This window comes from Bradyrhizobium sp. NC92, assembly GCF_025200865.1.
Lineage (GTDB): Bacteria > Pseudomonadota > Alphaproteobacteria > Rhizobiales > Xanthobacteraceae > Bradyrhizobium.
Window position 1 is genome coordinate 17,480 of sequence record NZ_CP104171.1, and the last position, 14,424, is coordinate 31,903.

A 14,424-nucleotide genomic window follows, 5' to 3' on the forward strand; every position below is an offset into this window, starting at 1 on the left:
TGAAAGGCCAAATCGACCCGCCTAACTTGCGCGCCAAAACGAGGAAACACGATGGCTCACGAAACCGCAACGCTCGCCGCCTATGTCTTCAATCTGAAATACCAGGATATTCCCACCGAGGTGCTGGAGCGCGCCAAAGTGCTGACGCTGGATTTCCTCGGCAGCGCGATCAGGGCGCGGCGCGAGGCCGAATCGACCCCGTCGATGCTGAAGATGCTGGAGGCGCTGGCGCTGGACACCAAGGGCGAGTCCACCGTGTTCGGCGATACCAAGACCTGGACGCCTGCGGTCGCGGCGCTGCTCAACGGCGCGCTCGGCCATTCGCTCGATTTCGACGACACCCACGCCGATTCCTCGCTGCATCCGAGCGCACCGGTGGTGCCGGCCGCCTTCGCCGTCGGCGAGATGGTCGGCGCGTCGGGCCGCGACGTGCTGACGGCGATCGTTGCCGGTTACGAGGTCTGCTGCCGGCTCGGCAACGCACTCGACCCGACCTCGCATTATGCACGCGGCTTCCACCCCACAGCGACCGCCGGCACCTATGGCGCCGCCGCGGCGGCCGGAAAGCTGTTCGGCCTGTCCGAGAAGCAGCTGATCGCCGCGTTCGGTGTCTCCGGCAGCCAGGCCGCAGGCTCGCTGCAATTTCTGGTCAACGGCGCCTGGAACAAGCGCTACCAGGTCGGCGCCGCCGCGATGAACGGCGTGATCGCCGCGACGCTGGCGCGCAACGATTTCGTCGGCGCGACCGAGTCGGTCGAGGGCAAGCACGGCCTGCTCGCCGGCTACACCGACGATGCGCATCCGGACAAGGCGGTCGCCGAGCTCGGCAAGATCTATGAGACGATGAAGATCGGCGTGAAGCCGTATCCGAGTTGCCGCTATACCCATGCCGCGATCGATGCGCTGATCGCGATGCGGCGCGAGCACAATCTGACGCCGGAGCAGGTCAAGCGCGTCGAGATCGGCCTGCATCGCAACGGCATCACGCTGACCGGCGATGCCGCCACCAAGCGCCATCCGCGCTCGATCGTCGGCGGCCAGTTCTCGATGTTCTTCACCGGCGCGCTCGCACTCGACCAGGGCTCGTTCGGCTGGGACGATTACAACCGGCTCGGTGATGCCGCGATCGATGCGCTCGCCGACAAGTTCGACGTGGTGCAGGACGATCGGCTCGAGATAGGCCGCACCCATCCCTTTGGCGCGCGCGTGAGCATCACGACGGATGACGGCGTGCACGAGCGGCTCTATGCCGACCCGTCGGGCGAGCCGACCTCATTCCCGGAAACGCAGGCGATGCAGCAGAAATTCCTGACGCTGGCGCGCCCCGTGCTGAACGCCCGCGCGGAGAAGTTTGCGGATGCGATCATGACCTTGGAGCGGTTCGACCGCGTGGCGCAGGCGACGGAATTGGGGAGGTAGGGCTCTCTCTTTTCCCTCTCCCCGTTCTTACGGGGAGAGGGTTGGGGTGAGGGGCCTCTCTCCACACGTGAGATCGTCGAGGGACCTGTACCCCCTCACCCGGATCGCAAGAGCGATCCGACCTCTCCCCGCAAGCGGGGAGAGGTTGAGCTAATCCACTCCCGCCAGCTTCCCCTTTTCGCGCGTGGCTGCCACCACCTCGCGCACGAGATCGAACACGCCATCCGCCGCCGGCGGCCAGTTCGGCGAGCGTCCAAGGCGCACGATCACCAGTTGCTCAGACGGGATCACGATGGCGTATTGCCCGATCGTGCCCTTGGCGAAGAAGGCATCGCGCGGCCAGCCATGTTCCACGCGAAAGTTTGCGCCAAAGCTGTCGCCCTGGTTGGTCCAGAAGCCGGCGCCGATGCCGACCCAGGCATTCGGCGTGGCCGTCGCCGAATAGGTCACCCAGCCTTCCGGCAAGATGCGTTTGCCGCCGGCGACTCCGTCATTGAGATAGAGCTGGCCGAAGCGCGCCCAGTCGCGCGCAGAGGCGAGCATCTCGCTCGACCCTTCGATCGTGCCGGCGCCGTCGAGCTGGAGCACGACATGGCGCATGCCGAGCGGGGCGAACAATTCGCGGCGCGCAAAGCGCAGCGCGTCTTCCGGCGTGCCACCGGCCGCATCGCGGATCAGATGCGAGAGGATGAGGACGTTGCCGTCGTGATAATTCCACGCGGTGCCGGGCGCGGTCTGAAGCGGGATGGTCTCGGCATAGGCGGCCATGTCCTTCTCGGCGAATTTCATCCGGTTGACGGGCTCGAAGGCGGAGCCGAGCGAAGCCTGAAGCGAGCTGCCGAGCGCAAGGCCCGCGGTGTGACGCAGCAGCTGATCGACGGTGATGGCATGGCGGGGATCATCGGGATCTTTCCAGGCCGCGACCGGCGCGGGACCGTCGAGCTTCAGCTTGCCCTGGCGCACCAGCACGCCGATCAACGCCGAGATCACCGATTTCGTCATGGAGAAGCCGAGCAGCGGCGTCTCGGGGCCGATGCCGTCGGCGTAGCGCTCGGCGACGACGCGGCCGGCCTTCATCACGACGATGGCGCGGGTGCGGCGGTGAGGCGGCTGCGCGGGCTCGGCGAAGGCCCGGTCGAGCGCGGCGGCGAGCAAGGGGTTTTGCGGCGACACGATCGCGGGGCCGGCGATCTCGGGCAGCAAGGCGGGCCGTTTGTCGCCAGGCGGCGGCGCGACGGCGGCAATGCCAGTGCCGTGATCGAGCGTGCAGCCGAGGCCCTCGCGATAGACGGCACGGCTGCGGCCGAGGCCAAACAACGTCACCGTGACATCCTTGCGGACGGAATCGACCCTGTACTCCATCGCCCAGCCGATCAGGCTCGCTCCGGGCATGGCGTCGGTGGTCTCGGCGAAGTTACGGCTGGGATCGAGGCCGGAGACGAACGTCTCGGCGCACAGGATGTCGGCGACGAAGCCGGTGGCGACCTTCGGCACGTCGCGGGCCCGGGCCGCGCCGAGCGCGAGGCCGGCTGCGGCGATGGCGGTGGTGAGAAGGAGGATCTTGCGGCGGGTCACGGGCTTTCTCCGGCTGGGACGCATGCTGGAGGAAGCCGGAGCAGCCGGGGGTGCGCTCGCCGGATTTGGAAAATGGCCTTGTTGAAACCGAACTGACCTCGCCGATTCCAGAATTTCGGTGTGATTAGAATGGCTTGGAATTAGGCCGCACTTGTCTTCAGCCGCCGGTACTCCGTCGGGGTCACGCCCGTCACCGCTTTGAACGCCCGGTTGAACGGCCCCAGTGACTGGAAACCGGCGTCCATGGCGATGGTGATGACGGGGACCCCGGCCTGGGCGGGATCGGCGAGCGCGGCCTTGGCTTCCTCGATCCGATGGTTGTTCAGGAACACATTGAAGTTGCGATAGCCGAGCCGCTGGTTGATCAGCCGGCGCAGCCGGTATTCGGGAATCTTCAGCCGGCCCGCCAGCGCGCCGATGGTAATGTTCTCCTGGCGATAGATCCGCTCGTCCGCCATCAGGCGCATCAGGGCATCGACGAGTTTCTGGTCGGAGTCCTCGGCCGTGGGCTGGACCAGCGCGACCGGGAGTGCGGGCTCTGGCGCAATCGGAAACAGGTCGGCGCCATCGACGCGCATCATCGCGTAGGCAATCGCTGCAACGATGCAGGCGAGCACGCCTGTATTGATCGTGTTGGCGACATCGCCCACGCTGAAGGCAACGAGGATCTGGAGCACCGCATTCGACCCGCCATAGAGCACGGCAGCGCAGACGATGAAGACGCGCACGCGGCGGCGACGCTCGACCAGGTCGGCGGACCATGATCGAATCGTCTGCGCCACCGCGAGCACGATGAAACCGAGCACGATCAGGTTCACTGCAGTCACGGAGAACCGCGCGTTGCCACCGGGCGCGATCCAGAGACACCCGACGAAGCTGAAGGCGGTCACCGCAGCCCAGATCAAACCGTGCCACCAGCGCAGGCGAAAGGCGTCGTCGAACAGCGCGCGTGTGAACAGCCAGAATACGACGATATTGCCGGTCGACAGTGCAATCAGCGGCGCGTGCCAGACCGGAACGAGCGACGACACGCCGATGGAATAGCTCGCGGCATGCGCCGCCGAGCCGAGCCCGAAGGCCGCACCGAGCCGGGCTGCCAGCACATTGCGGAACTCGGAGAGCAATGATGCCGCCAGCACCAGCAGCAGCGCGACGCTGGCAGCGCGGAAGGCAAGCTCGGTTGTGGCAAGTGTCATCGGGTGATGCGACGGTGCGGTTGAAGGCAGCCGAACATCGTTCGTTGCGCTCGTTTTTTCAAGGACCATCCGTACGCAAGGGTTAGCGGCGCCCACCGCTGTCATCGCCCGGCTTGACCGGGCGATCCAGTACACCGAGACGCCAGTGATTGAATCGACGGGCTGCGGCGTACTGGATGCCCCGGTCAAGCCGGGGCATGACAGGGGAGTATGTGGTTCGGCCTTTGTCGCGACGGCGATGCGAAATCCTGCTACCCTCGGCTCCAACAAAGCCAAAAGGAGTCCCCCCAATGAGCTGGCAGCCCTCGAACGATCCCGTGCTCGGCGATCCCATGTCCTGCGATGCGCTCGATCTCGTCATCGTGCCGCGCACGCGCGACCTCGGCGATGGGTTCGCTGTGCGCCGCGCGTTGCCGCACGGCAAGCGGCAGATGGTCGGGCCCTTCATCTTCTTCGACCATTTCGGCCCGGTGCAGTTCGTCTCCGGCAAAGGCATGGACGTGCGGCCGCATCCGCATATCGGGCTTGCCACCGTCACCTATCTGTTCGACGGCGCGATCATGCATCGCGACAGCGAGGGCAACGTCCAGGAGATCGCGCCCGGCGCGATGAACCTGATGACGGCGGGGCGCGGCATCGCGCATTCCGAGCGCACGCCGGATGCACAGCGCGCCTCGGGCCAGAAGATGCTCGGCCTGCAAAGCTGGATCGCGCTGCCGGCGGGCTCCGAAGAGATCGCGCCGTCGTTCCAGCATTACGCGGCGGGCGACCTGCCGATGATCTCCGAGCGCGACTTCACCGCGCGGGTGATCGCGGGCTCCGCCTTCGGCATCACCTCGCCGGTGTCGATGGTCTCGCCCTGGTTCTACACCGAGGTCACGGCGGTCGCGGGCGCGAGCGTGCCGCTCGACCCCGATCACGAGGAGCGCGCGATCTATTTGGTCGACGGCGAGGTCGAGATCGCGAACGAGCGCTACGAGGGGCCGCGCCTCCTGATCTTCCGGCCCGGCGACCGCATCACCGTGAAGGCGCTGAAAGCGACGCGGATGATGTTTCTCGGCGGCGATGCGCTGGAAGGCCCACGCCACATCTGGTGGAATTTCGTCTCCTCCAGCAAGGAGCGGATCGAGCAGGCCAAGCAGGACTGGAAAACCGGCCGCTTCGCGGCAGTTCCGCAGGAACATGAGTTCATTCCGCTGCCGGAATAGGCTAATCCGGTCTCCGGTCGCGCCGTCAGACGCGGCCGGATGTCCTGTGCGAAGGCTTTGCCGATGACCACCATGCTCTCCAGCGACCTGCCTCTATCCAAGATCGGACGCGGCAAGGTGCGCGATATCTACGCCGTCGACGACGACCGCCTGCTGCTCGTCACCACCGACCGCATCAGCGCCTTCGACGTCGTGATGGGCGAGACCATCCCGATGAAGGGCGCGGTGCTGACGCAGATCAGCGCGTTCTGGTTCAACGAGCTCGAAGGCGTAGTGCCGCATCACATGATCAGCGCCGACACCGACGAGATCGTCGCGGCCGTGCCGGCGTTGCAGCCGCACCGCGCCGAGATCCTCGGCCGCGCCATGCTGTGCAAGCGGACCACCGTGTTTCCGATCGAATGCGTGATCCGCGGCTACCTCTCGGGCTCCGCCTGGAAGGAATACGCCGCCAGCGGCACGCTCGCCGGCGAGAAGCTGAAGACGGGCCTCGTCGAGAGCGAGAAGCTGGAGCCGGCGATCTTCAGCCCGGCGACCAAGGCCGAGAGCGGCCATGACGAGAACATCACCATCGCGAAGATGCGCGCGGTGGTCGGCGACGAGGTCGCCTACACGCTGGAGAGCATGACGCGGGCGATCTACACGCTCGGCGAGGAGCTCGCCCGCGAGCAGGGCATCATCATCGCCGACACCAAGTTCGAGTTCGGCCGCGACAAGGACGGCCGCATCATCCTGATCGACGAGGTCATGACGCCGGATTCTTCGCGCTTCTGGGCCGTGGACGCCTACAAGCCCGGCCAGCCGCAGGCGAGCTTCGACAAGCAACCCCTGCGCGACTATCTCGACGTCGAGCGCCGCGCCAGCCGCTGGAACGGCGACGCCCCGCCGCCGCCGCTGCCGGCCAGCGTGGTTGACGCGACCAGCAAGCGATATCTGGAAGCGTATCGGCGCGTGACGGGGAACGAGCTGAAGATTTAGGGCGCGGTTTGCTGTCGCGCTGCGTTCGCAGGGACGACAGCAGAGTATGAACACGCCTTTGGCGCTTTGCGCCGACCCAAGGGCTCCATTCGGGCTGCGATCTCGCCTCCATTGATCCAGATCAAGCCGGAAGCCAATGATAAGAGAAAGGTGATCACCTCGGCTTGATACAACAACGAGGGAGATCGCCATGGTCGGCACCAAGCGAATGTTACTTTTTGCAGCCGTCCTGGGCTGCGGAATTTTCGGCTCGACCAACTGGTCAAACGACGCCGGCATCGCGTTCGGCGTTCCCAGCGCTGAAGCCAGGGTCGGCCGGCCGGCAACCCCCGCGAGCGTTGCCGGCGTCGCACGTCGAACCACGCGACGCGCGGTCGTGGGGGGAGCGGCGGTGGGTGCGGCAGCTGCCGGCGCAGCATGCGTCCGTGTCTATGTGAACGGCGCCTACGTCTGCCGCTGACGCCATTCGCGCCGGCGAACTCAACTCGCCGGTCCGGGCTACGACGTCAGCTCCGTCATTGCGAGGAGCCCTTGCGACGAAGCAATCCAGGCTGCCTCTGCGGAGGGATTCTGGATTGCTTCGCTGCGCTCGCAATGACGTGGAGAGATGATGGTGGCTTACACCCCCGCCATCATCACGTATTTGATCTCGACATATTCTTCCATGCCGTGACGCGAGCCTTCGCGGCCCAAACCGCTTTCCTTGACGCCGCCGAAGGGCGCGACCTCGGTGGTGATCAGGCCGGTGTTGACGCCGACCATGCCTGATTCCAGCGCTTCGGCGACGCGCCAGACGCGGCCGATATCGCGGGAATAGAAGTACGAGGCGAGGCCGAACGGCGAGGCGTTGCACATCGCGATGACGTCGGCCTCGTCCTTGAAGCGGATCACGGGTGCGAGCGGGCCGAAGGTCTCCTCCTGCGACACCAGCGAGTCCGGCTTGACGTCGGCGAGCACGGTCGGCTCGAAGAAGGAGCGGCCGAGCTCGCTGCGCTTGCCGCCGGTGACGACCTTGGCGCCGCGCTTGACGGCATCCGCAATGTGGCGCTCGACCTTGTCGACCGCCTTCATGTTGATCAGCGGGCCCTGCGTGACGCCGCTCTCGGTGCCGTCGCCGATCTTCATCGCCGCGACCTTCTTCGTCAGCTTCTGCACGAACTCGTCGTAGATCTTGTCCTGGGCGTAGATGCGGTTGGCGCAGACACAGGTCTGGCCCATGTTGCGATACTTCGAGACAATCGCGCCTTCGACGGCAGCCTCGATGTCGGCGTCGTCGAACACGATGAAGGGGGCGTTGCCGCCGAGCTCGAGGCCGAGCCGCTTCACCCGGACCGAGGCCTGCTGATAGAGGATCTTGCCGACCGCGGTCGAGCCGGTGAAGCCGACAAAGCGCACCGCCGGATGCTCGCACAGCACCTTGCCGATCGGCGGCGCGTCACCCGTGATGATGTTGAGCACGCCCTTGGGGATGCCGGCCTTTTCGGCGAGCACGGCCAGCGCCAGCGCCGACAGCGGCGTCTCGTTGGCGGGCTTCAGCACCACCGTGCAGCCGGCGGCCAGCGCCGGCGAGACCTTTCGCGTGATCATCGAGTTCGGGAAATTCCACGGCGTGATCGCGCCGCAGACGCCGATCGGCTGCTTGATGGCGAGCAGGCGCGCATCAGGCCGCTGGCTCGGAATGGTCTCGCCATAGACGCGGCGGGCTTCTTCCGCAAAGAACTCGATATAGGCGGCGCCGATATCGACCTCGCCGAGCGCCTCGGTGAGCGGCTTGCCCTGCTCGGAGGTGAGGATCAGCGCGAGATCCTCGCGATTGGCGGTGATCAGCTCGAACCATTTGCGCAGGATGTTGGAACGCTGCTTGGCCGTGTGCTTGGCCCAACCCGGAAAGGCACGCTCTGCGGCTTCGACCGCTCTGGTGGTGTCGTCAGCACCAAGCTGCGGCACCTTTGCCAGCTCGACGCCCGTGGCGGGATTGTTGACGGCGAAGACCGGCGTACCGACCCAGGCGCCGTCGATGTAGCAGGCCTCCTTCAGCAGCGAGGGGTCCTTCAACCGGTCGCGCAGGGTGGCGGTGGATTGAGTGGCGCGGGCGGCGGCGGTCGGGGTCATGGCGTTCTCCCTGCGGGCGATCGGATTGGCCCGGAATATAGGGACAGGCGGCTCGCAATGCACCGCCCCGCAACGCACATCTGATGGGAATTAAACTCGGAGCCGCGAGGTTACGCCGCGCCGCTCATATAGGTCTCGCGCCGGCCGATCATGCGCTCGGCGGCCGCCTTGGCGTCGGCCTTGGAGGACGTCGCGCAGGTCCGGTATTCGAGATCGGGAACGTGGGAGGTGTCGCGACGGCCGAACCACGACTTCGAGCCGACCGGCAGCAGCGCCAGCGCCTGCGCCAGATTGTCGACCGCGCCGAAAGAATAGAGCGCGCCGGTGCCGGCAATGCGGACCTCGTAGATCCCGGGCGAAATCGGCGCCTCCAGGTTCTCGCCCCGTCCGGCACGGGGATAGCGTTTCCATTCGCTCCAGGTCGATATCATCTGAGGTCCCCCCTCGCCGCCCATGCACGGGCGGCGACATTTGCATCAAATCTTAATCAGCCCATGAGCCGGGCCGGGTGCTGAACGCGGCAGCTCACGAAATGTTTCAAGCTGCCGAAACTATATCGCCTCGAGCCCTTCCGAGGTGAGGCGACGTCCGGCAATCCACCGCAGATTGTGAGAGAGCGTCGCGGTTCAGTCCTGCTGTCGTCGTGCCTGGGACCAAGGCGGTCAAGTCACGACATCGCGACCAGTGCGGGCATCCGGACGCGTTCGCCGCGCGTGAAGGCAGTCGACTACTTCAAACAATAATCAAACCCGAGGAACGCCATGCAGACAGCAGAGTCCAAGGCGCGCATCTGCATCACCATCGTCATTGCGAGCCACGGGGTCCGCGCGAAGCGCGGCCCGATGACAGGCTCCGCGAAGCAATCCAGTCTGCCGCCATGGAGAGACTCTGGATTGCTTCGTCGCTGCGCTCCTCGCAATGACGGGGAGAGAGCCTTGCTCTACCCCGTCAACCCGCGCTGCTCCGCCAGCTCCTTAAGCGACACGAGCGGGCGGGCGCCGATGTGCTGGATGACTTCGGCGGCGGCGAGCGCGCCGAGCTCGCCGCACTGCTTGTAGCCGAAGTTGCGCGCGAGGCCGTAGAGGAAACCGGCAGCGAAGAGATCGCCGGCGCCGGTGGTGTCGACCACCTTCTCGACCGGGAAGGCCGGCGCTGCGACCGCGTCTTCCACGGACACGACCATGCAGCCCTTCTCGCTGCGAGTGACGATTCCGAGATTGACGTCGTTGCGCAGCTGCTTCAGCGCGGTGTCGAAGTCCGAGGTCATGTAGAGCGAGTGCAGCTCGGACTCGTTGGCGAACACGATGTCGACGGTGCCGCCCCGCATCAACGAGAGAAACTCGTCGCGATAGCGATCGACGCAGAAGGAATCCGACAGCGTCAGCGCCACCTTGCGCTTGGCGTCATGGGCGATCTTGGCGGCCTTGACGAAGGCCTCCTTGGCGTTCTTGGGGTCCCAGAGATAGCCTTCGAGATAAACGATGCCGGCAGCAGCAATCTCGGCCGGATCGATGTCGGCGGGCGACAAATCCTGCGCCGCACCGAGATAGGTGTTCATGGTGCGCTCGCCGTCGCCGGTGACCAGGATGTAGGAGCAGCCGGTGGCGGGGCCGTCCTTGGCGGCGGGCGTGTTGAAGGCGACGCCGGCTGAGCGGATGTCGTGAACGTAGAGCTTGCCGATCTGGTCGTCCTTGACCTTGCCGACATAGGCGGCGCGTGCCCCCAGGCTGCCGATGCCGACGATGGTGTTGGCGGCCGAGCCGCCCGAGACTTCGGTGGCCGGCCCCATGTCCTTGTAGATGGCCGCCGCCCGCGCCTCGTCGATCAGCGACATGCTGCCCTTGGTCATGCCATGCTTGGCCAGAAAGGCCTCGTCGGTCCGAACCAGCACGTCGAACAGCGCGTTGCCGATGCCGAGAACGTCATATTTCACGTCAGCCATTCACCTTGATCCTGTTTGCCGGATTGCGGACCTTACGGAAATCCGCTTCCTGTCGGCCTGAAATCCAAGCTCGCGGCCTATCACGACCGGGCCTTGGCGGGCAAGCAACGGTATTTTCGAGAGCATGATCCGCTCCTTCCTGACCGTCTCGACGGGAACGCTGGCCTCGCGCCTCCTGGGTTTTGCCCGCGATTCCCTGATTGCGGCGCTGCTCGGCACCGGTGCCGTGGCGGACGCGTTTCTGGCGGCGTTCCAGCTCGTCAACGTGGTGCGGCGGCTGCTCAGCGAGGGCGCGCTGAACGCGGCGCTGATCCCGGCCTGGTTGCGGGTGCGGGACCGCGACGGGGTGGCGGAAGCCGCGGCGTTCGCCGGGCGCGTGCTCGGCACGGTCAGCGCAGCGCTGGTCGCGATCTCGCTCCTGATCGCATTGTTGATGCCGCTGATCATGACGGTCATCGCGCCGGGATTCCTCGGCAGCGGCACGCTCGATCTCGCGGTTCAGAACGCGCGGCTGATGCTGCCTTACCTCGCCTTCGCCGGTCCCGTCACCGTGCTGATGGGACTGCTCAACGCGCAGGGACGCTTCGCGCTCACGGCATTCGCGCCGCTGCTGTTCAACATTGCGCTGATCGCCGCGATCGCGATGTTGCTCGTCGGGCGGGCAGAGGCCGGCTTCGCCGCGTGGATCCTGGCTGCGACCGTTGGTCTTGCCGGCCTGCTGCAACTGATGATGCTGCTGTCGCAGCGAAGCGCGCGCCTCGCGACGCCGCTGCGCGCCAGTTTCGACACGGAGATGCGCGGCTTTTTCGCCAAGGCGATCCCCGGCATGATCGCAAGCTCGGGGCCGCAATGGCTGATGGTGGCGGGCGCGATCATCGCGTCCGCGACGCCGTCCGCGGTGTCGTGGCTCTATTTCGCCAACCGCTTGATCGAGTTGCCGCTCGGCATCGTCGGCGTCGCCATGGGCACCGTGCTGGTGCCGGAGCTGACGCGCGCGGTGGCTAGCTCCGATCGCGACGCGGTGGCGCACGCCGAATCCCGTGCGCTGGAGCTTGCGACCGGGCTGGCGCTGCCGGCGACCCTCGGCCTGATCGTGCTCGCCGAGCCGATCGTGCGGCTGTTGTTCGAGCATGGCGCGTTCGGTGCGGAGGACAGCACGGCCACCGCGCGCGCGCTGATGTGGCTGGCGCTGGGCTTGCCGGCCCATGTGCTGATCAAGGCGCTGTCGCCGGCGTTCTATGCCCGCAGCGACACGATGACGCCGCTCATGGCCACCGCCAAAGGCTTTGTGGTCGCGGTCGCCCTCGCGGTCCTGCTCGGCCATCTCTTCGGCGCGAGCGGGATCGCGGCGAGCATCGCGGCGGGCGCCTGGAGCAGCGCGCTCTCGTTGCTCCGAAAGGGCACGCGCGAGTTCGGCTTCTCGGCGGACGATGCCGCGCGAAGACGGCTGCCGCGGATCGTGCTCGCCGCGGCCGCGATGGGCGCCCTGCTCTGGCTGTCCGCGGATCTGATGCCTGCGGAGGCGCGTGGCCTGATCCGCTTCGTCGTGCTGGGTGTGCAGATCGCGGCCGGGATCGCGGTCTACGGCCTGCTGCTGCAGATCCTCGGTGCCGCCTCCTGGCGCGAGGCACTTAACGCGCTGAAACGACCCGGCTGACCCACGGCCCGCGCGAAAGACCCTTGACGGGGCAGCGCCGCTGTTGGAAACGACGGCCGATACCTATGGGAAGGCTGACCATGCCATTCGTTGAACGGGTCTTTTCCGGCGTCCAGCCGACGGGCAATCTGCACCTCGGCAATTACCTCGGCGCCATCGTCAACTTCGTGAAGATGCAGGAAACCCACAATTGCATCTATTGCGTCGTCGACATGCATGCGATCACGCAAGGGGTGGACGTCTGGGGCGGACCGGTCGAGCTCGCGCGCAACACCCGCGAGGTGACCGCGGCGTTCATCGCGGCCGGCATCGATCCCAAGAAGCACATCGTGTTCAACCAGAGCCAGGTCTCGGGCCACGCCGAGCTCGCCTGGATCTTCAACTGCGTCGCGCGCATGGGCTGGCTCGGCCGCATGACCCAGTTCAAGGAGAAAGCCGGCAAGGACCGCGAGAACGCCTCCGTGGGCCTGTTCGACTATCCCGTGCTGATGGCCGCCGACATCCTGCTCTATCGCGCCACCCACGTGCCCGTGGGCGAGGACCAGAAGCAGCATCTCGAGCTCTCCCGCGACATCGCGCAGAAGTTCAACAACGACTTTGGTGACTCCATCCGCGCGCAGGGCGCCAATGACGGGCTGTTCTTCCCGCTGCCGGAACCCTTGATCACGGGTCCGGCGACGCGCGTGATGAGCCTGCGCGACGGCACCAAGAAGATGTCGAAGTCGGATGCCTCCGACAATTCGCGCATCAATCTCACCGACGATGCCGACACCATCGCGCAGAAGATCCGCAAGGCGAAGACCGATCCGGAGCCGCTGCCGACGGAAGAGAAGGGCCTGGAAGCGCGGCCCGAGGCCGACAATCTCGTCGGCATCTTCGCCGCGCTGGCCGGCCGGTCGAAGGCGGACGTGCTGCGTGAATTCGGCAACGGCCAGTTCTCCAGCTTCAAGAACGCGCTGGCAGAGCTGTGCGTGACAAAACTCGCGCCGATCGCCGGCGAGATGAAGCGCCTCGTCGCCGATCCCGGCCATATCGACACGATCCTGAACGAGGGATCCGACCGGGCGCACGCGATCGCCGACGAGACGATGAAGCTCTCCAAGGACATCGTCGGCTTCATCCGCCGGCGCTAAGGCAACACGTCAATGAGAGCGCCGGACCTTCATCACGACGGCTGGCGCCTCGACGACGGCGAGCAGCGTCATCGCGAGGCTCCCGCGACCTTCCACATTCCGGACCTTGCCCTTCGCAAGATGCTCCGGGTGGGCGACTACGCCAAGCTGATCTTCGAGATCACCGTTGAAGGCGACGAGTATCCGGCTGTCGAACGGATGTGGGTCATCATCCGCGGGCGCACACCGGATGGTTATGTCGGCATGCTCGCCAATGAACCGCATTCCGTGGCCGAGAATGATGAGTTCTGGTACGGAACTGAGTTTCCGTTCGAATATCGGCACATCATTGCGGTGGAGCCCGGCGACGCAGAAAGTGTTGCCGCCGCGAAGGCGCCGGTGCCGATTCCCTGGGATCGTTCGACCTAGGCGACGCGGCTTGTCGAAGGCGGCTGCCGCGTGGCAGCATGCTCCCGTGCACAATCCGGGACATGCATGACCAGCAAACGACTTTGCTACGAGCCGGGTCACAAGCCCAAATGCCTCGTCATCGTCGACGACAGCGCCGAGTGGGATCGCGCGGTCTATTACGCCAGCCGCTGGGCGATCCGCGCCGGCGGCGGCGTGGTGATGCTGCGCATCATCGAGCCGGAACAACAGAGCCAGGAATGGCTGGGTGTGGCCGACATCATGCGGGCCGAGGCGCAGGAAGCCGCCGAAGCCGCGCTCGACCGCGCCGCCGGGCGCGCCAACGGCATTGCCGCCATCACGCCGGAGCGGGTGATCCGCGAAGGCGAAGCGTTGGAGCAGCTGCTCGCTGTCATCGACGAGGACCCCGATATCGCCATGCTGGTGCTCGCCGCCAATCCCGGCGCGGAAGGGCCCGGTCCTTTGGTTTCGCTGCTCGCCCATGCGCTCGGCACGTTCCCGGTGCCGGTGACGGTCATCTCGGGCGCCCTGAGCGACCAAAGCGTGGATTCGCTGTCGTAGCTGCGCTGCTCTTACCCTCCCCTGGAGGGGGAGGGTCGGCTCGTGTCGAGCGAAGCGAGACATGAGACGGGGTGGGGTGACAGTCTCTCCACCTCGAACGCTGCCCGTGGGGAGAGATCACCCCACCCCGCTCGCGCTTCGCGCGATCGACCCTCCCCCTCCAGGGGAGGGTAAGCGGAGCCCCAACCCTCTGAAATTTATGGACTAATATCCCGCCTCCCCTTGATCGTGCGTT

General features: G+C 66.1%; 13 protein-coding genes. 8 read left to right on the forward strand and 5 right to left on the reverse strand.

The window, feature by feature from the left end; translation table 11 throughout:
- The first annotated feature begins 51 nt into the window (after positions 1–51).
- Positions 52–1,419, forward strand: a complete 1,368-nt coding sequence (locus N2602_RS00075) for an MmgE/PrpD family protein (protein ID WP_260381378.1) — start codon at positions 52–54, stop codon at positions 1,417–1,419.
- Between the two features lie 150 nt (positions 1,420–1,569).
- Here N2602_RS00075 and N2602_RS00080 read toward each other — a convergent pair whose 3' ends face one another.
- Positions 1,570–2,994 (reverse strand): serine hydrolase, encoded by a 1,425-nt coding sequence (locus N2602_RS00080; RefSeq protein WP_311738838.1) that lies wholly within the window; start codon positions 2,992–2,994, stop codon positions 1,570–1,572.
- A 140-nt stretch (positions 2,995–3,134) separates the two neighbouring features.
- Entirely contained in the window at positions 3,135–4,190 is a 1,056-nt protein-coding gene (locus N2602_RS00085) for a helix-turn-helix domain-containing protein (RefSeq protein WP_172788012.1), read from the reverse strand.
- A gap of 290 nt (positions 4,191–4,480) precedes the next feature.
- Here N2602_RS00085 and N2602_RS00090 point away from each other — a divergent pair, with 290 nt between their 5' ends.
- The 3 genes from N2602_RS00090 to N2602_RS00100 all read left to right on the forward strand — a co-directional run bounded on the left by N2602_RS00090 (position 4,481) and on the right by N2602_RS00100 (position 6,836).
- Positions 4,481–5,398, forward strand: coding sequence for a pirin family protein (locus N2602_RS00090; RefSeq protein ID WP_172787979.1), 918 nt, complete (start codon positions 4,481–4,483; stop codon positions 5,396–5,398).
- A 63-nt stretch (positions 5,399–5,461) separates the two neighbouring features.
- Complete coding sequence (locus N2602_RS00095; RefSeq protein WP_260381380.1) at positions 5,462–6,376, forward strand: phosphoribosylaminoimidazolesuccinocarboxamide synthase; 915 nt, start codon at positions 5,462–5,464, stop codon at positions 6,374–6,376.
- A gap of 190 nt (positions 6,377–6,566) precedes the next feature.
- On the forward strand, positions 6,567–6,836 hold the full coding sequence (locus N2602_RS00100; protein WP_409241881.1) for a hypothetical protein: 270 nt from the start codon (positions 6,567–6,569) through the stop codon (positions 6,834–6,836).
- Between the two features lie 158 nt (positions 6,837–6,994).
- Here the strand turns inward: N2602_RS00100 and N2602_RS00105 are convergent, their stop codons facing one another.
- From N2602_RS00105 to N2602_RS00115, 3 genes are all read right to left on the reverse strand, one after another.
- Entirely contained in the window at positions 6,995–8,488 is a 1,494-nt protein-coding gene (locus N2602_RS00105) for an NAD-dependent succinate-semialdehyde dehydrogenase (protein WP_260381381.1), read from the reverse strand.
- 110 nt (positions 8,489–8,598) lie between these two features.
- Positions 8,599–8,919: a hypothetical protein gene (locus tag N2602_RS00110; protein WP_172787983.1), complete on the reverse strand. Its 321-nt coding sequence runs from the start codon at positions 8,917–8,919 to the stop codon at positions 8,599–8,601.
- A 509-nt stretch (positions 8,920–9,428) separates the two neighbouring features.
- A complete protein-coding gene (locus N2602_RS00115; protein WP_260381382.1) occupies positions 9,429–10,430 on the reverse strand; it encodes an adenosine kinase in 1,002 nt (333 codons plus the stop codon).
- 124 nt (positions 10,431–10,554) lie between these two features.
- On the opposite strand from N2602_RS00115, the gene murJ reads away from it, so the two are divergent.
- The 4 genes from murJ to N2602_RS00135 all read left to right on the forward strand — a co-directional run bounded on the left by murJ (position 10,555) and on the right by N2602_RS00135 (position 14,189).
- Entirely contained in the window at positions 10,555–12,087 is a 1,533-nt protein-coding gene (murJ, locus tag N2602_RS00120) for a murein biosynthesis integral membrane protein MurJ (RefSeq protein WP_260381383.1), read from the forward strand.
- A gap of 80 nt (positions 12,088–12,167) precedes the next feature.
- Positions 12,168–13,220 (forward strand): tryptophan--tRNA ligase, encoded by a 1,053-nt coding sequence (gene trpS / locus N2602_RS00125; protein WP_260381384.1) that lies wholly within the window; start codon positions 12,168–12,170, stop codon positions 13,218–13,220.
- A gap of 12 nt (positions 13,221–13,232) precedes the next feature.
- Positions 13,233–13,628, forward strand: a complete 396-nt coding sequence (locus N2602_RS00130) for a hypothetical protein (RefSeq protein ID WP_260381385.1) — start codon at positions 13,233–13,235, stop codon at positions 13,626–13,628.
- 66 nt (positions 13,629–13,694) lie between these two features.
- The gene (locus tag N2602_RS00135) at positions 13,695–14,189 is read left to right on the forward strand and encodes a universal stress protein (protein ID WP_260381386.1); all 495 of its coding nucleotides are present in this window, start codon (positions 13,695–13,697) and stop codon (positions 14,187–14,189) included.
- Positions 14,190–14,424 lie beyond the last annotated feature (235 nt).